This window comes from Nonomuraea typhae, assembly GCF_009760925.1.
GTDB classification, from domain to species: Bacteria; Actinomycetota; Actinomycetes; order Streptosporangiales; family Streptosporangiaceae; genus Nonomuraea; species Nonomuraea typhae.
Window position 1 is genome coordinate 1,138,654 of record NZ_VRLV01000002.1, and the last position, 16,753, is coordinate 1,155,406.

At 69.3% G+C, this 16,753-nt stretch carries 18 protein-coding genes and 1 tRNA gene; 8 read left to right on the forward strand and 11 right to left on the reverse strand.

The annotated features are described in order from the left end of the window. Positions 1-62: 62 nt before the first annotated feature. Together FVE25_RS11745 and FVE25_RS11750 are read left to right on the forward strand one after the other, a co-directional pair. Positions 63-887: a hypothetical protein gene (locus tag FVE25_RS11745; protein ID WP_157246432.1), complete on the forward strand. Its 825-nt coding sequence runs from the start codon at positions 63-65 to the stop codon at positions 885-887. Between the two features lie 54 nt (positions 888-941). Then, positions 942-2,408 carry a serine/threonine-protein kinase gene (locus FVE25_RS11750; RefSeq protein ID WP_157246433.1) on the forward strand — a complete coding sequence of 489 codons (1,467 nt, stop codon included), beginning with the start codon at positions 942-944 and terminating at the stop codon, positions 2,406-2,408. Here FVE25_RS11750 and FVE25_RS11755 read toward each other — a convergent pair. Next, on the reverse strand, positions 2,394-3,905 hold the full coding sequence (locus tag FVE25_RS11755) for a serine/threonine-protein kinase (RefSeq protein WP_157246434.1): 1,512 nt from the start codon (positions 3,903-3,905) through the stop codon (positions 2,394-2,396). The two genes, FVE25_RS11750 and FVE25_RS11755, sit on opposite strands and share 15 nt — an antisense overlap. Positions 3,906-3,999: 94 nt before the next feature. On the opposite strand from FVE25_RS11755, the gene FVE25_RS11760 reads away from it, so the two are divergent. The 3 genes from FVE25_RS11760 to FVE25_RS11770 all read left to right on the forward strand — a co-directional run bounded on the left by FVE25_RS11760 (position 4,000) and on the right by FVE25_RS11770 (position 6,614). Next, on the forward strand, positions 4,000-4,761 hold the full coding sequence (locus FVE25_RS11760) for a GNAT family N-acetyltransferase (protein ID WP_157246435.1): 762 nt from the start codon (positions 4,000-4,002) through the stop codon (positions 4,759-4,761). Between the two features lie 66 nt (positions 4,762-4,827). Continuing rightward, the gene (locus tag FVE25_RS11765; RefSeq protein WP_157246436.1) at positions 4,828-5,397 is read left to right on the forward strand and encodes an ArsR/SmtB family transcription factor; all 570 of its coding nucleotides are present in this window, start codon (positions 4,828-4,830) and stop codon (positions 5,395-5,397) included. Continuing rightward, positions 5,394-6,614 (forward strand): MFS transporter, encoded by a 1,221-nt coding sequence (locus tag FVE25_RS11770; RefSeq protein WP_157246437.1) that lies wholly within the window; start codon positions 5,394-5,396, stop codon positions 6,612-6,614. Before FVE25_RS11765 ends, FVE25_RS11770 begins: the two co-directional genes overlap by 4 nt. A 108-nt stretch (positions 6,615-6,722) precedes the next feature. Here the strand turns inward: FVE25_RS11770 and FVE25_RS11775 are convergent, their stop codons facing one another. Together FVE25_RS11775 and FVE25_RS11780 are read right to left on the reverse strand one after the other, a co-directional pair. Continuing rightward, the gene (locus FVE25_RS11775) at positions 6,723-6,908 is read right to left on the reverse strand and encodes a DUF397 domain-containing protein (protein WP_425489484.1); all 186 of its coding nucleotides are present in this window, start codon (positions 6,906-6,908) and stop codon (positions 6,723-6,725) included. A 32-nt stretch (positions 6,909-6,940) separates the two neighbouring features. Further along, entirely contained in the window at positions 6,941-7,819 is an 879-nt protein-coding gene (locus tag FVE25_RS11780) for a helix-turn-helix domain-containing protein (protein WP_157246439.1), read from the reverse strand. Positions 7,820-8,483: 664 nt separating this feature from the next. Between FVE25_RS11780 and FVE25_RS11785 the strand changes: the two genes are divergently transcribed. Continuing rightward, the gene (locus FVE25_RS11785; protein ID WP_157246440.1) at positions 8,484-8,807 is read left to right on the forward strand and encodes a hypothetical protein; all 324 of its coding nucleotides are present in this window, start codon (positions 8,484-8,486) and stop codon (positions 8,805-8,807) included. A gap of 32 nt (positions 8,808-8,839) precedes the next feature. Here FVE25_RS11785 and FVE25_RS11790 read toward each other — a convergent pair whose 3' ends face one another. The 7 genes from FVE25_RS11790 to FVE25_RS11820 form a co-directional block, all read right to left on the reverse strand. Then, entirely contained in the window at positions 8,840-9,574 is a 735-nt protein-coding gene (locus FVE25_RS11790) for a sulfite exporter TauE/SafE family protein (RefSeq protein ID WP_157246441.1), read from the reverse strand. A gap of 110 nt (positions 9,575-9,684) precedes the next feature. Then, a complete protein-coding gene (locus FVE25_RS11795; protein ID WP_157246442.1) occupies positions 9,685-10,893 on the reverse strand; it encodes a cytochrome P450 in 1,209 nt (402 codons plus the stop codon). Positions 10,894-11,319: 426 nt separating this feature from the next. Next, entirely contained in the window at positions 11,320-11,670 is a 351-nt protein-coding gene (locus FVE25_RS11800; RefSeq protein WP_246266921.1) for a hypothetical protein, read from the reverse strand. Positions 11,671-11,750: 80 nt separating this feature from the next. Continuing rightward, positions 11,751-12,020 (reverse strand): hypothetical protein, encoded by a 270-nt coding sequence (locus FVE25_RS11805; RefSeq protein ID WP_157246444.1) that lies wholly within the window; start codon positions 12,018-12,020, stop codon positions 11,751-11,753. Positions 12,021-12,377: 357 nt separating this feature from the next. Next, positions 12,378-12,560, reverse strand: a complete 183-nt coding sequence (locus FVE25_RS56985) for a DUF433 domain-containing protein (RefSeq protein WP_219825465.1) — start codon at positions 12,558-12,560, stop codon at positions 12,378-12,380. A gap of 103 nt (positions 12,561-12,663) precedes the next feature. Further along, entirely contained in the window at positions 12,664-12,825 is a 162-nt protein-coding gene (locus FVE25_RS53775) for a hypothetical protein (protein ID WP_181019537.1), read from the reverse strand. A gap of 777 nt (positions 12,826-13,602) precedes the next feature. Next, a tRNA-Ala gene (locus FVE25_RS11820) sits at positions 13,603-13,675 on the reverse strand. A gap of 94 nt (positions 13,676-13,769) precedes the next feature. Between FVE25_RS11820 and FVE25_RS11825 the strand changes: the two genes are divergently transcribed. Together FVE25_RS11825 and FVE25_RS11830 are read left to right on the forward strand one after the other, a co-directional pair. Next, complete coding sequence (locus FVE25_RS11825; RefSeq protein WP_157246445.1) at positions 13,770-14,447, forward strand: tRNA-dependent cyclodipeptide synthase; 678 nt, start codon at positions 13,770-13,772, stop codon at positions 14,445-14,447. Positions 14,448-14,632: 185 nt separating this feature from the next. Then, positions 14,633-15,019, forward strand: coding sequence for an EF-hand domain-containing protein (locus FVE25_RS11830; RefSeq protein WP_157246446.1), 387 nt, complete (start codon positions 14,633-14,635; stop codon positions 15,017-15,019). Positions 15,020-15,022: 3 nt separating this feature from the next. Here FVE25_RS11830 and FVE25_RS11835 read toward each other — a convergent pair whose 3' ends face one another. Continuing rightward, a complete protein-coding gene (locus tag FVE25_RS11835) occupies positions 15,023-16,495 on the reverse strand; it encodes a vWA domain-containing protein (protein ID WP_246266922.1) in 1,473 nt (490 codons plus the stop codon). Positions 16,496-16,753: the final 258 nt, after the last annotated feature.

The following is a 16,753-nucleotide window of genomic DNA, read 5'->3' on the forward strand; positions in this document are numbered from 1 at the left end:
TCATGAAGCGGTGGCCCGCCGCCGCGGGTCACGCAGAGCACGTGGAAGGATGAAGACGCTTGATGCACACGAGAACCCTCGCTCGTGCGGGTGTCGCAGCCGTCGCCGCGACGCTGACGATCCTGGGCACGGGAGTGGCGGCGCATGCCGGCCCCACCCCCGGCTCCACCCCGAACTCCGCGGTCGCCTGCCAGCCTTCGGGTGCGCTGGCAGTCGACGGCGCCGAACTCGACGCGAACAGCCCCGCCCCCGGCGTCGGCAACTGCTACACCTTCACCGGCAACGTCGGCGACAAGCTCACCGTCGGCATCTACCTCCCCGGCGCCGGCGGTGAGCGGATCGGCTTCCACAGCAAGCTGATCGTCCGCGACCCCTCCGGCCAGGTCGTCGCCCAGTACGTCGGCGGCCACCCGCAGGTCCAGCCGATCTACCGGCTGGCCGTCCCCGAGCTGACGACCGCCGGCACGTACGAGGTCGAGGTGGCCCCGGTGGCCGCCGACGGCCTGGTCGCCGCCAAGGTCCTGCTCAACTCGGTGACCGACCTCGGCCGGGTGGACATCGACGGCCCCGGCAAGTTCGTCCACCTCAAGCGGATCGGCCAGGAGCAGCGCATCACCTTCGCCGGCCGTTCCGACCAGTGGGTCCAGCTCGACCTGGCCGACTTCGACTTCCAGTCCGGCAGCCCCGGCCGCGAGGCCGGCGTCTGGATCGAGATCTGGAACAAGGGCCAGACCCGCCTGCTCTTCCGCGACGTCCTGCGCGCCAACGGCCGCCGGGAGATGGGCCCCCTGCGCATCACCGACGACTTCGTCATCCAGGCGTGGTCGGTCTGGGGTTCGGTGGGCGGCGTGACCGTCTCCGTGCCGAGCATGCCCCCGCAGAAGTAGCCCACGGCAGTACGGCGGTCGCCCCTCAGGGCGGCCGCCGATAGGCTCGGCCGGGTGGAGTCGCGGTTCGGTCCCTACGAGGTGTTAGGCATCCTGGGCGAGGGCGGTCAGGGCACCGTGCATCTCGGGCGCGCTCCCGGCGGCGCCCAGGTCGCCATCAAGGCCCTGCACAGCCGCTTCGCCGCGGAAGGCGACGTGCGCCGCCGCTTCCTGCGCGAGGCCGAGGCCGCCCGCAAGGTCTCCCCCTTCTGTACGGCCCGCGTCCTGGACGTCGGCGACGGCTACATCGTCAGCGAGTACGTCCCCGGCCCCTCCCTGGGCCGGCTCGTCCGCGAGCACGGCCCCAGGACCGGTGGCGGCCTGCCGCGCCTGGCCGTGGCCACGCTCACCGCGCTGGAGAACATCCACCGCGCCGGCCTCGTGCACCTCGACTTCAAACCCGGCAACGTGATCATGGGCCCCGAGGGGCCGGTCGTCATCGACTTCGGCATCGCCCGCGTGCTCGACCAGACCGCCACCAGCAGCATCATGGGCACCCCCGCGTTCATGGCGCCCGAGCAGTTCGCCGGCGGCCCGATCGGACCGGCCGCCGACCTGTTCAGCTGGGCCAGCACCATGGTGTTCGCCGCCACCGGCCGCAACCCCTTCCCGGGCGACACGATGCCGTCGGTCATGCACGCCATCCTCATGACCGAGCCGGACCTGTCGGGAGTCCCCGAGGACCTGCGCCCGCTGCTGCACGCCTGCCTGGGCAAGGACCCGGCCCTGCGCCCCACCGCCGCCCAGGCCCTGGCCACCATGACCGCCCTGCCCCAGCCCATGCCTCCGGCCGCGGCAGCCGTACCCGATGCCGACGAGCCCGCGACCGTGTCCGCCGCCCATGAGGAGCCCTCCTCCGGCCCCGACATGGTCAGCCTGACCGGGGCCGTCCTGACGCTGCTGGCGGTCGCGCCGCTGTTGTACTACAGCGTCTACTTCGCCCTGGCGACCCTCGGGTACGGAACCGGCTTCCCCGCCTCCCTGTCCCCGCCCTTCGACGTGGAGACCCCCAGGGCGGTCATGGTCTCGCTCGTGGCGTGCGCGCTCTGCCTGACGCTCCACCACGTCTCCGCGAGCGCCTCCCTCATCTGGCTGCTGCACATCCCGCTGACCGTGCTGTTCGCGCTCAACGGGGTGGCCTCGGCCGGCAAGGAGGGGTTCAAGAACCTGACCGGCTTCGACCTCATGGCGGTGGTCTCGCTCGCCTCCGTGCTGACGAGCATGCTGCTGCTGGCCACCGCGATGGTGTTATGGCGGTGGAACTGGGTGATGGGCGCGCTCGGCATGCTGGTCGGCGCCCTCATGGGGATCGGCGGCATCACCGGCGTCTTCTCCGACCTGGGCGTGGCCGCGCCACGGGCCGGCGCCTTCGCCAGCGAGGCGCTCGGGCGGCTGGCCTTGGCCGTGTGGGTCCTGGCCGTCGCCTGGCTGGTCCTCGGGCAGGCGGTGTATCGGAGGCTGCGCGCGTCAGCGGCCCGGTGACGCCGGCCGTCCCGCGCGCACGACCAATGAGATGCTCACGGTCAGCAGCCACGCGGCGAGCATGACCCGGGTGAAGATCGATTCGATCCCCAGCAACTCGTAGAAGAGATCGGGCAGTTCGAGGGACGAGGCGACGAGGATGTAGCCCATGACCTCGGCCGCCATCAGCAGGCCCCCGAGCCCGCCCAGCACCGCGGCGACCCGGTTCAGCCGCCACAGCAACAACGCGGACGCGGCCAGCAGCAAGCCGACGAGCAGGGCGGGGACGATCGCCAGCAGAAGCTCGGGGAAGTCGTCCTCCCCGCCCAGCACGACTCCCCAGATCAGGATGACCAGGCTCAGGGGGAACACCAGGACGACGCAGATCGCCGCGCCGACGTTGTGGCGCCAGGCGGCGGTGGCGAACGCCGGGACGAACAGGAGCAGCGCCGCAAACATGATGATGAGCCCGCCGGCGGTGAGGTGCAGCCCGCCCGCCCCGCTCACCGCCTGCAGAAGCAGCACGATCGCCAGGACTCCCCCGAGCACCGAGGTCAGCACCGCGGCGACCGTGTGCCCGGCGCCGCCGGGCCGCTTCGGGACCGCGACCGGCATCGGATAGGGCAGGTGCGGCGGCCCGGCGAACGGGCCCAGCGGAACCGGCGCGGCCTGGACATTCTGCGGCACCGTCGGCTCCGGAGCTGGCAGGTGCAGGGTGCCGCCCGCCGCGTGCTGCCCGGTGAGCTGCGCCAGCAGCCCCTCGGCCGACGGCCGCCGCGCGGGGTCCTTGTCCAGGCAGCGTGCCAGCAGGGAGCGCATCGCCTCGGGCACGCCGGACAGGTCGGGTTCGGTGGTCAGGATGGCGTGCATGAGCGACGGCATCGTGTCGCCCTTGAACGCCTGCGTGCCCGTCGCCGCGAACACCATCGTGCTGGCCCAGCTGAACAGGTCCGCGGCCGGCCCGGCCAGCGCGCCCTCGAACTGCTCCGGCGCCATGAACGCGGGCGTGCCCATGACGCTGCTCGTGGCCGTCTGGTCGAGCGCCCTGGCGATGCCGAAGTCGATGACGACCGGCCCCTCGGGGCCCATGATCACGTTGCTCGGCTTGAAGTCCCGGTGCACGATCCCCGCCCGGTGGATGGCGGCCAGCGCGGTCAGGGTCGCCACGGCCAGGCGTTCCAGCGCGGTGCCCGGCCGGGCGCCCTCGTTCTTGACCAGCCGGTCGAGGGAGGGGCCCGGGATGTACTCGCTCACGATGTACGGCCGGCCCTGCTCGACGCCCACGTCCAGGACGCGGGCCGTACAGAAGGGGGCCACTTTGCGCGCGGCCTCGGCTTCCCGGACGAAGCGCCGGCGGGCGTCCTCGCCGTCGAGGCCGGTGTGCAGGACCTTGACCGCGGCCTTGGCTCCGGCGCCGTCCTCTCCCGCGTACACGGTTCCCTGCCCACCGCGGCCGAGCACGCCGCTCAGCTTGTAGGCACTGATCTGGATCGGATCCATCGGCTCGAGGGGCAGCACCCTGACGACAGTAGTGCCCGATCGGCCTTGCCCCTACATCGGGCCGCAAAGTCATTTGCCGGACATGAACGCGGGGATCTACCCTTCGGCCTCGATGGAAAGCACCCGCGCGCTTGACGCCGCCGTCCACGCCTACCTCCGAGCGCTGCCGACCGCCGTGCGGAACGGGCCGTTCACGATCCGCTTCGACGAGCACGACGACGCCCTGCCCTACAACTACGCCATCCCCGACGACGGCGCCGCCCCCACGGCCGCCGACCTCGCCGCTCTGGTCGCCGCCTTCCGCGCGCGAGCCAGGACACCCCGGCTGGAGTACGTCCCCCAGGCCGCCCCCGAGGTCGAGGCGGCCCTGCTGGCCGCCGGGTTCGTCCCCGAGGGCCGGTTCCCGCTGCTGGTGTGCCCGCCCGCGCGGGTGATCGACGCCGCGACGGATCCGGCCATCGACGTCTCGCTGGTCACCACCGACGCCGGCCTGCTGGCGGTGGCACAGGTCATGAACGCGGCCTTCGAGGCGCCCGAGGCCACCGAGCACGACGTCGCCCGGCTGCGGCGCCTGCTCGACCGCGGCGGGCTGGCCGCCGCCGCCACCGACACCACGACCGGCGAGGTCGTCGGCGCCGGTCAGATCGGCGCCCCGACGAAGGGCGTGGCCGAGGTCGCGGGCATCGCCGTACGCACCTCTCATCGCCGCCGCGGCATCGCCGGAGCCGTGACGGCCCTCCTCACCCGCGCCTGCGCCGGGACGGGCGTCACCACCCCCTTCCTCACCCCCGCCGATGAGGCCGCCGGGCGCGTCTACGAACGCGTCGGCTACCGGAGGGCCGGCGACATGCTCCACATCTTGCTGCCCGGCTGACCGGCGCCGTGGCTTAATCGCAAACATCTCTTCGCGAAGAGATGTTTGCGGTTTAGGCTGCGAAGCATGACCGAACCTCGCGACGGCGTGGTCGTCCTCGACGCCAAGGGCCTGCGCGCACTGGCGCACCCGGTCCGCGTGCGGCTGGTGGACCTGCTGCGCAAGCACGGCCCGTCCACCGCCACCCGGCTGGCCGAGCGGCTGGGGGTGAACTCGGGCACGGCCAGCTACCACCTGCGCAGGCTCGGCGCGGCCGGCTTCGTGGAAGAGGACACCGAGCGCGGCAACGCCCGCGAACGCTGGTGGCGCTCGGTGCACCGCGGCACCGTGCTCTCCAGCGAGGAACTGTCGGAGCAGGAGCCGGACGCGGTGCTGGCGTACCTGCGGTCGATCGCGGCCCTGTACAACGTGCGCACCCAGCAGACGCTGAACGAACTGCACACCATGCCCCGGGAGTGGCGGCGCGTCTTCGACCTCAGCTCCTTCTCGCTCCGGCTCACCGCGGAGGAGGGCAGGCGGCTGCACGCGGACCTGGTGGAGGTCGTCGAGCGCTACCGGCGCGCCGAGGCGGCGGAGGGTTCGGCCCCGGTCTACCTGATCACCCAGGTGCTGCCCGAACCACCGGATATTTCGTGACCCGCCCCTTAGGCTCGATCGCCGGGGTGCTCGCGGCCATCGCCGTGGCGTTGACCGGCACCCGGGTCTCGGCCATCGCCCTGCCCTGGTTCGTCCTGACCACCACCGGCAGCGCGGCGCAGACCGGCCTCGTGGCCTTCGCCGAACTGGCCCCCTACGTGCTGGTGAAGGCGCTGGCCGGACCCCTGGTCGACCGGGCCGGCCCGCGCCGCGTCTCCTGGCTGGCCGACGTGCTGAGCGCCGCCGCGGCCGCGGCCGTGATCGCCCTGCACACCCTGGCCATGCTCCCGCTGGGCGCGCTCCTCGCCCTCGTCGCCCTGATCGGCGCCGCCCGCGGCCCCGGGGACCTGGCCAAAGAGGTCATGATTCCCGAGGCGGCCGAGCGTGCCCGGGTGCCGCTGGAGCGGGCCGCGGGGCTGATGGGCGTGACCGAACGGCTCGCCCAGACCGTGGGGCCCGTGGCCGGCGGCGCGCTCGTGGCCGTGACCGGACCGCTGACCGGGCTCGGCCTCAGCGCCGCCTGCTTCGCGCTCGGCTCCGTCATCGTGGCCTGGACCCTGCCGCGCGACATGGGACACCGCCCCGCCGTCCACGACGAGCGGGAGGGGTACTGGCGCCGGTTCGGCCAGGGCCTGGCGTTCCTGCGCGGCGAACCGCTCCTGCTCGCCGTCGCCGTCATGGTCGCCGTCACGAACCTGCTGGACGCCGCCTTCTCGCAGGTGCTGGCCCCCGTGTGGGCCAAGGAGTCGGGGTACGGCCCGGCCGTACTCGGGCTCAACAGCAGCGTGATGGGGTTGACCGCGGTCGCGGGAAGCCTGGTCGCGGCGGCCGTGGCGCACCGGCTGCGGCGGCGGCCGGTCTTCTTCGCGGCGTTCCTGTTGTGCGGGGCGCCGCGGTTCCTGATTCTGGCAGTGGACGCGCCGGTGTGGGTGATGGCCGGGGTGTTCGCGCTGAGCGGGTTCGGCGCCGGGTTCATCAACCCGATCCTCGGCGCCGTCTCCTACGAACGGGTGCCGCGGGAGTTGCTGGGCCGGGTCAATTCGCTGCAGCAGGCGCTGAGCTGGGGCGGCATCCCTCTGGGCGGCCTGCTGGGCGGAGTCGCGGTGGCCGCGGCCGGGCTGGGGCCCGTCCTGCTGGCCTGCGCCGGGCTCTACGCGCTGACCACGAACCTGACCGGGCTGCGCCCCGAGTGGCGGGAGATGGACCGCGCACGCTGAGAGGCGCGCAACACCCTCCCGCGAGATCGGCCGCTGACGGACGTGACCACTTCCGGCCGGCGCCTGGGACGACGTTTCGCGCGTGCGTCCCAGGCTCCCGCCTGGACCTTACCCGGCGGCCTTGATCGTGTTCAGCAGGGTCTGCCAGTCCTCGAAACTGAATTCGAGCACGCCGCCTTCCCGATTTTTGGTGTCGCGCACCGCGACCCTCTTGCCGGGTAGCCCCGCCACCTCGACACAGTTGCCATTCGTCGCGCTGTAGCTGCTTTTAAACCACTGCGGAACAAAGCTCACGGAGCTCATTAGCACCTCTCGTTACTCCCCCGTCAATCACCGTTCTGATCAGCAATCCGCTGGATCAGCCGGATGGATTGATGTGCGTCAAGCGACTTCTGTAGGAAGAATTGCAAGATACGTTCTGTATTGTAGTTTGTCTCCTCGTCGTCAGTGACGGACCCACCGGTCACCGCTTCGATATAGGTGACGTCGGGATGCGTGAGGCCGGGCACGTCGCCGATGGCCGCGAACTTCAGCTGGACGAGCGCGGATGCCGCGAGGACTGGATAGGGATCCCACAATTTGAACACCCGGAGGGTCACGTTCGGCGACTGCGCCATCACCACCAGGTGGTTCAGCTGCTCACGGACCAGGTCCGCGCTGCCGATGGTGCGCAGCAGGCTGATGGCGCGGTGGATGACGACTTCGTCGATCACCGCGACGAACTCCAGCGGATCAGGGCCGGTCAGGAGTCCCTGGCGAGTCAGCCGCACCTGGTTGCGCACCCTCACCCAGCTGGGCGGCATCGCGAAATAGTCGCGCCCCGTGCTGTTGATGGCGTCCATGTGCGCCCGGGTCTGCAGGAGGCCGGGCATGACCGAGCTCTCCCAGCTGATCATCGTCCTGGCCTCGTGCTCGAGGCCGACGAACTCCACATAGCCCGGCGGCAGAGCCTTGACATGATCGTCCCACCAGTTGAGCTCGTGGGCCTGGCGCACCAGGGCGAGATAACCGGCCTGCCGATCTTCTGGAACGCCGTAGTAGGTCAGGATCGCACGGGTGTCGTCTGGCGAGGGTTTGACGTTCGCCGATTCCAGGCGGGAGAACTTGGCGGGCGACATGGACAGCGCCTTGGCCACGACGGGACCGGTCAGGCGCGCTTCAGCCCGCAGCCGCCGCAACTCCGCGGCCAGCAGCCGATGTCGCACAACGTTACTGATCCGACTCACTAAGGGGCCATTTCCCTAGCTCGTGCCGAGGCAATCCTCACCGATTAGTTCTAAAGAACTTCCTTGGGACATGGCAGTTGTACTTCCCTGGAAAATTGCACAGAACACCTCGCTGAAGGATCCTCAGAGTATCTCAGAACTGCGCACGACACGAGAGATACTCGCGAAGAGATCGGAGAAGAAACAAGACAGCTGTGACGCAAGGGCTGCCACGAAACGAAGGGCAGGTCGGCGGATGCCCCCGCCGACCTGCCTCAAAGCAGGCCAACCCAGGACGAGTCAGGATGCTCTATGCAAGAGCCTAACAAAACACCTAAAAACCGGCTGCACAGATTATGGGAGCGCCTCGTGTGGCGCACGGCCGACGACTCGGCCACCTCGGCCGGCCTCCAGATCCGGGAAGCGAGGTGGAACAAAAGGGTCTACCGGGACCCGCGCTTCGATCAGCTCACCCGCCCGGGGCAGGACGGGGAGACCTTCGTCCAACTCCCCTTTCGCGCCAGGTAACGGCCACCCCCGCACCCACCCGCGCATCATCCCGCCCGCGCGAGACTGGCCCGCCGCACTGGGCCGCCTCTGGCGCTGGCGCGCCGAAGCCGCGATCCCCACGGCCGCCTTCCTCCTGGACCTGCGCTGGAGCCTGGTGGCGCTCGCCGCCGGCCTCGCCGTACCGCCGATCCGCCGCCGCATCGCCGGGTACGGCAGAGCGCTGCTCGTCCGGCACCGATTCCAGGGGCTCTGCCGGCGAACCACGCTGCGCACGCCCGATGGACGGCTGCCCCTCGTCATCCACTCCGCCCGCAACGGCGGCGACGTGGCGATGCTCGTCTGGTGCCGATCCGGGATGAGCCCGGCGCTGTTCGACGGCTACCGGGAAGAGATCAAGGTCGCCTGTTTCGCCAAGGACGTCAGCATCAGCGTGCACTGGCGATGGAGCCATCTGGTGCTGCTGGAGGTCGCGTTCTAGATCATCGCCCTCCCCCGCCGTGGGGGAGGGCGTCAACGGAGCAGCAACTGGACGATGGAGACCGTGCCGACCAGCAGGATGAGCACGCGCAGGGCAAGGGGGCCGAGCCTCCGGCCCACGGCGGCGCCGATCCGCCCGCCGATGGCCGAGCCCGCCGCCAGGAGCGCCACGGCCGTCCAGTCGACGTCCGCCATCACGAGGAAGAAGCCCGCGGCGACCGTGTTCACCAGGGCCACCAGGACGTTCTTGATGGCGTTCAGCCGCTGCATCCCGGCGTCGAGGGTCAGGCCCATGAGGGACATGTAGACGATTCCCTGGGCGGCCGCGAAATAGCCGCCGTACACGCTGGCCAGCGTCAGCCCCGTGAGCAGCAACGGGCCCGGCCGCCCGCGGCGCCGCCGTACCCGCCGCGCCAGCCACGGCTGGCAGGCGACGAGCACGAGCGCCACGCCCACCAGGGCCGGGACGATGCGCTCGAACGCCTCGGCGGGCAGGGCCAGCAGCAGCGCGGCGCCCGTCACCCCGCCCGCCAGCGCGCCGGCGCCGAGCTTCGCCACGAGGCGGCCCTGACCCGCCAGCTCCTTGCGGTACCCGATCAGACCGGTGATCGAGCTGGGGATCAGGCCGAGGGCGTTGGAGATCGTGGCCGTGACCGGCGGCAGGCCGCTGGCCAGCAGGACGGGGAACGTGATGAGCGTGCCGGAGCCGACCACCGCGTTGACGGCGCCGGCCACGGTACCGGCGGCGAAGACGGCCAGCATGTGCATGAACGGGAGCGTAGGCGCGCGACGTTTCAGCTCCGGTCGAAGTGTCGAGCCGGCGGCGCGGGATGGGTGAGGGCCTCGACGCGGGGGTCTCACCCATCACATGCTCGCGGTCAGGCGTCCCAGGTGACCGGGAGGCTCTTCACGCCGTAGATGTCGGCGGTCTCCGGGCGCAGGGCGACCTCCTCAGCCGGTACGGCCAGCCGCAGCGTCGGGAAGCGGTTGACCAGCGCGGGCAGCGCGACGCGTAGCTCGACGCGGGCCAGCTGCTGGCCCAGACACTGGTGGATGCCGTGGCTGAAGGCCAGGTGCCCGCCGTCCTGGCGGCGCAGGTCCAGCAGGTGCGGGTCGCTGAAGCGCTCGGGGTCGCGGTTGGCGGTGCCATACGACAGGATGAGCGTGTCGCCGGCCTTGATGGTCTGGCCGCCGAGCTCGACGTCCTCCAGCGCGACTCTCGTGAACTGCTTGGCGACGGTGAGATAGCGCAGCAGTTCTTCCACGGCGTTGTCGGCGAGCGCCGGATCGTTGCGCAGCGCGGCCAGCTGGGCCGGGTTCTGCAGCAGGGCGAAGGTGCCCAGGCCCAGCATGTTCGCGGTGGTGTCGAACCCGGCCGACAGCAGGATCAGCGCGATCCCCTTCAGCTCCTCGTCGGTGAAGTCGCTGTCGAGCAGGTCGCTGAGCACGTCGTCGGTGGGGTTGGCCCGCTTGGCCGCCACCAGCTCCGCCAGATAGCTCTGGGTGGCCAGGTAGGCCGCCATCAGCTCCTCGTCGCCGACCTCCCCGCCGAGGAACTTGTCGATGTTGTCCTGGAAGGAGCCCCGGTCCTCGTACGGCACGCCCAGCAGCTCACAGATGATGACGGACGGGATGGGCTTGGCGAACGCGGTCACCAGATCCGCCCCCGGCCCCGCCTTCTCCATGGCGTCCAGGTGCTCGGCGGTCACCTGCTCCACGCGCTCGGTCAGCTGCCGCATCCGCCGGACCGTGAACTTGCCCACCAGCGGCTTGCGGTAGCGGCCGTGCTGCGGCTCGTCCATCAGCAGGAACTCACCCGGCGGCGCCGGGGGCACCTCGATGTCGCCCAGGTCGATCAGGGGGTGGTGCCGCATGAGCTCCCTGCGCGAACTGAACCGCTGGTCGGCCAGCACCGCCCGGAGCAGGTCGTAGCCGGTGACCAGCCAGCCCTGATGCCCGTCCGGGAACGGGAAACGGCTGATCGGGCCGTGCTCACGAGCCTCGAGCAGCTCCTTGGGCGGGTCGAACGGGCAACCGGGCTGACGCTCGGTCGGCATCGCCGTGAGGGTGTGGAGGGATTCACTCATGACCATTTCCTTGTCTCGCCAATAAATCTGCTGATCAACGGCTATAGCTGCACTGATGCGGCGCTACCGTATCGAAGCGGGCGCAGCGGGTAGCCCTGGGGTTCACGGCTCGGGGTTCACGGCCCGGGGTTCACGGCCCGGGGTTCATGGCCCCACCATCGCCGCCCGTCCTGACACCGGGCCGTCACCGCGCTGACACGGCCCCTTCTTCGCAGCCGGGCACGGGTGAGGGCCGCTTCGCCGTTCACGCGTGCACGGCACGGAGACGCCGTACCAACCAGCCCGCAACCCAGGCCCCCCGTCAGCGTGACCGGCGACGAGGCATTGAAGGGGATGAGGTGGTTGGGGCGCCGGCATGGCATCGACGACCTGCGCCCTGATCGTGGGTGCGGGACCGTGGGGCCAAGGCTGGCAGAAGGACATCTCCTAGACAGGCAGCCATTCGACGGGTGTGCGACGCACGGCGGACGCGGCCTGACACAGCCTGGGGATGTGGCTCCCGTCACTGGAGGCCACCCGGGCGGCACCGCCGGCCATTGCTCCCGTAGCGACGACCACGGCGTCAATCGCGTTCCGATGGCCGTCCAAGCCCGCCTCAGCCAGAAGCCTGGCGGCGAGATCGGCCAGATCCTCGGTCACGGAGATGACAGTCAAGCGAGAACGCATCCAGCGCAGGCGTTGACCCGCCCGTCCGTCCCGGCGCTGCTCCACGATGGTGACCGCGCTGATGACCGGGATGTGGTCGTGCTGAACAGCGAGAGCGATCCGGGCACGCATCCGCTCATCGTCATCCGCCCAGAGAGAGACCGCTTGAGCGTCAAGGACGAGGACCTTGCCCGAAAGGACATCGGGGCGGACTACTCTCCGCGCCACGCTCGCTCCGCCTCCACCATCGCCTCATCACTGACAGGCCCGAGACGGCCCTCGGCCTCGGCGAGGATCTCCAGGGCGTCATCCATGGCCAGCGCACGGGCGACGGCGCCGTCCACATAGGCCGAGAAGTCACGCGTGCCTGTTCGCGCCTCGACTCGGCGAACGATCGAGCTGCGCATGGTCACAGTCTTGCGCACGGTCACATCGTGCACGCCATCTGTGGCCTCGGCAGGGTCACGCTTCCCTCTGACCATCCCTCAAGTGTATGACACATAGTAAGATATGGTCGGCCTTCGAGGTCAGGCATCCACCATGCAGTTCAAGAGACGGCCTCTCCGTGATGCCCTGCTCAGACGATGATCACTCGAACGGCCTTGCATACGCTCGGGGCTAGGTGCTCGCGACGATGAGAAGTATGCACGTGGCATCCCGGCCTTCCTGCTCGTACGCGCGAACCCCATCGAAGGCGGGGCGCGATCAAGACTCTGGGGGCGGAGCAGGGTCGGACTCCAACTGACCGGCCACCGGGTGGAACCTCATAAGATCGCCCGGTCAGAGGGAGTTCATCAAACCCAACAGCATCTGATGGATGTTCTGGTCGAGGAGCAGCCTCACGCGGACTCCGCCATCGGCAGGTAGAACGCGCGCTGCATGAGAGACAGGGCGAACCGTAGTGCCTGCTGAATGTCCTCCGGCTCGATGAACGGGTACTCTGCGATGATCTGCTCATCGGTCCAGCCGTTGACGTGCAGCTCAACCAGGTGCTCGGCGGTAAGCGGTAGCCGCGAATGCAGGGCTGCCTGGCTCGACGGTCAGCCGGTCGAACCCCGGTACCGCCTGAATCGTCCCCATGTTCGCCTCCCGTATGGTTCCCCTTCGATAATCTCTTGGCCATCCTCATGACACGCCCAACTCCGGCAGGTACTTGTGCAGCACGCGCCGGCTCACCTTGAGTGTCCGTGCGAAACCCGGCCTGGCCGGCGGCATAGAGATGCCGTACTCGATCTCTTCGAGCACCTCGCGCCGTCCGGCGCCGGACACCGATTCCGTGAGATCCATGCCTCCGCCCGGGGGCGCCCACAGCCTGTTGCGGTACCACCGATGAAGATCGAGTTGTACAGCGTGGTGCCGCGGGCGTGGACCTCGATGCCGGTGGCCCGCTCCAGCGGCAGATAGTGCATGACCGACGGCATAGGGTTTCGACCCCGTAGCCGTACTTCTCCTCCAGGCCGCAACCCCTTATGGCTGGCGAATCCGGGCCTCCCAGCAGTATGCGTACGCGGCATCCCGCTTCATGCTCCATGGTGAGCAGGGCGTTGAGGTCTTGGAGGAACACTGCGGTGCAGATCAGAATGCCGGTCTGGCTGTCCGTCTTTCGATCAACGTCCGCCACCGGTCGAACGACCTCTGATCTGGTCGGATAGGCGGCCTCGAGCTCGCTGTTGAGCCGGTGACGGTGTTGCCCTCGCTTGATGGCGGGCCACAGGTAGGCCAGGTCCTCCAGACGGGCGATGGCTGCACGACGGGCTCTCGTGGACGTACTTCGGCTAGCCGGCCCGACCGCACCAGCCCTCGGCCCAGAACAACCCGATGAGCCAAGGTCACCCAAGCGCGCAAGCTACGCGCCGCAGGCGCACTATCAAACGCCCGAGCGAAGCGAGGACCATTGACCAGGGCGGGCTCCAACCGCTCAACCAACCAGCAGGGCAACGGGCGGGACCTATGAAAGACAGCCCGACCGGAGGGAGGACCTTCAGGGGTCGAGCTTCAGCTCGACTGGAGAAACGCCTGAAATCCCGAACGCGCGAAGCGCGCCAATGTGAAAGACCTTGCCTGTGGAGCTAAGGGGATTCGAACCCCTGACCCCCTCCATGCCATGGAGGTGCGCTACCAGCTGCGCTATAGCCCCATGCCGCACCCGCGGCACCGCCCCAGTGTATAGGACTCCCAGACTCTCCGAGTCCGATAAATCTCAGCGTCATCGGCTTGCTACCGTGCGTTACGTGACGACTGTGGAGGCCGTGCCGTTGACGGCTCGATGTGCGCGTATCTTCGCCGAACGTGAGCATGCGTTGCTCGGTGTCAGCGCCATGAACGGATATTTCAGTCTCGATGCCATCACCGAGCTCCTCAGGTGGGCGCGGGGCTATTTCAAGCGGGTCGATGTTCTGGTTCCCGGGATGGAGCTGGCGGGGACCCTCGCAGCGCGCGGGGAAATGCCGAAAAAAGCGCACAAAAAGGCTAAGGCGGCCATCAACAACACCCGCAACCGCGTCCTCCACGCGCTACGCATGCTGGAGGCGCCCGATGTGGGCGTCTTCTCCTGGAACGAGCTTCACCACCACCAGAGCTACACCGAGCTCAGGACGCACCTCGAAGACCTCTACCGCGGCGACTCCGCTTTCCGTGAGTACTGCGTCGCCGCGCTCGAACCCGTGCTCGGGACCCGCTCCCCCACCCCCACCCAGGCCCAGGACGCGATTCCATTCCTTTTGTCGGAATTGCCGCTCATGCTGGACACCCCGTCCGTCCTGGGAATCGAGTCGTCCCTGTTCTGTTATCCGCGCATGCTCCCCGTCGCCAGGTGGCTTTATGCCGGAATGATGCCGATATTCCCGAGCGCGGGTCAGGGAATGTTGACGATTCGGTTGACAGGTATTGATGCAGGTGAGAACCATTAGTCCTGAGTAATTCACCGGGGTGGGGCGGGGCGATCATGGATCCTCACGCGCGAAACGCGGGGTATGCCTTCGACAGCAGTGACATGGGTCATGACGGCTTCCTCGACGAGCATGACATGACGCTCGTCGGCGTAGCGGTCTGTGATCGGCTCAGTGTTCCCGATCCTTCCGAGCAACGTGACGCGGTGATCGCCGCATACCGGCAGGCGTGGCATCATGCGGTCGATCTCATCGGCACCGACGACGACGGGCGCATCAGCCGCGCATCCTATGTACGGCATGCGATGCGGCCCTCGTCCGGCCGGATGACGTTCGTGGCCCGGATCGTCTGGCCCATCGGCGACGCCCTGTGGGACGCGCTGGACACCGACGGCGACGAGCAGTTGACCCGGGCCGAGTACCTTCGCCTGTTCGCGGCCTACGACGTGGCCGGCCGTACCGCGAAAGAGGCGTTCGAGCGGCTGGACGGCAACCGTGACGGCCGGCTGTCGAAGGACGAGTTCGCGCAGGCGTTGTACAACTTCTATTACGGGCGGGATCCGGAGATCCCCATCTTCGGGCGGCCGAACTAGGTGCTAACGCACGCCGTCGGCCTGGCTGATCAGTGAGGCGAGTTCGTTGACCATGGGGTCCTCCACGTTCGCGGCCAGGGCGCGGGCTCGGGTGGCCAGCGTGGGCAGGTCGAGGCCGAACGCCTCCTGGTCGCGCATGTACAACGCGAAGGCGGCGGCCACCAGGTCCACCTGCAGCCTGGGCGGCGCCTTCTGCCACAGGGACGGGCTCAGGTCGGCGGCGTCGACGGACTCGCTGGCCTCGGCCGGCATGCGGGTGTCGGGGTCCTGCCAGCGTACGGTCGCCGTGGCGAGCTGGCCGGTGGCGCCGGGTTTGAGGGTGACGACGTAGAGCGCGGTGACCGAGTGGCCGGGTCCTATCTCGCCGCCGTCCTTGGTGTCGTCGCGGAAGTCCTCGGCGGCCAGGGCGCGGTTGTCGTAGCCGATGAGCCGGTGTGACTCGACGACGCGCGGGTTGAAGACGACCTGGGCCTTGGCGTCGCGGGCGCGCAGTTCGATGGTGGTGGTGAGGTAGGTGCCGAAGATCTTGGTGGCCTCATCCTCCGAGCTCATGTAAACGGCGGCGCCGTCGGCGTGGTCGGCGAGCTGTTCCATGAGTTCGTCGCCGTACTCGCGGCCGACGCCGACCGACAGCAGGGTGATCTGCTTGCCGGCCTGCTCCTTGACCTTGGCCAGCAGCGACTGCCACCGGGTGTCGCCCTGGTTGGCCAGGCCGTCGGAGAGCAGGATGACCCGGTTCGTGGCGGCGGGGCGGAAGGCTTTCGCCGCCTCCTCGTAGCCGAGGACGAGGCCGGATTCGAGGTTGGTGCCGCCGCCGATGCCGATGCGGTCGATGGCCGCGTACAGCTCGCCCCGCGAGACGAGCGGGGTCATGGAGGCCACGCGGGTGGCCTGGTCGCTGAAGGTCACGATGGAGACCTGGTCGCCGGGGGCGAGCTGGCCGATCAACGTGCGGAGGGACGCCTTCACCAGGTCGAGCCGGCCGGGCTCGGCCATGGAGCCGGAGACGTCGATGACGAAGGTGAGGTTGGCGGGACGGCGGGCGGCCGGGTCGGAGGCGCGGGTCTGCAGGCCGACGCGGACCACGGCGGTCTCCCCCTGGCCGGTGCGCGCGCCGTCGGTGTGCACGGTGAAGCCGTTGTCCCGCGGCTGGGCGTAGTCCTGGCGGAAGGCGTTGACGAACTCCTCCGGGCGGATCATCCCGGGCTCGGGCCAGCGTCCTTCCGCGAGGGTACGGCGGGCGTAGCCGTACGAGGCGGTGTCCACGTCCAGCGCGAACGTGGAGATCTGGGCCGTGGTGGTGTCGTCGTCATCGGCCTTGCTCGCGCTGGGCGACGGCCTGGGCAGGTTGTCGCTGGGCGCGGCGTTGGCCCCTTGCTCGGCGGCCTTGGCCCCTTGCTGCGGGGCCTTGTCCTCGGACGTGATCGAGCCGCCTCCCGGGCCGCCGCACGCGGCGAGCAGAAGCAACCCGGCCAACCCGACACCAGCCACTAACGGGCGAAATTTCATGGCATTTCCACCTCCACGCCCTAAGACGAGCCCGCCTCCCCCATGGCCGGGCAGGTGACGCAAGCGAGTACAAACCGTGGTCACAGCGTGATCGACGTTCTCGAACCGTAACCAAATCCACCAAACCGGACGCCACTGACATCCGTCTCCGCGCCATTAAGGCCAGCCGCAAAGCGGCCACCGATAGCCTCCCGTGTCCCACACAACACCCAGAAACCAGCAAAG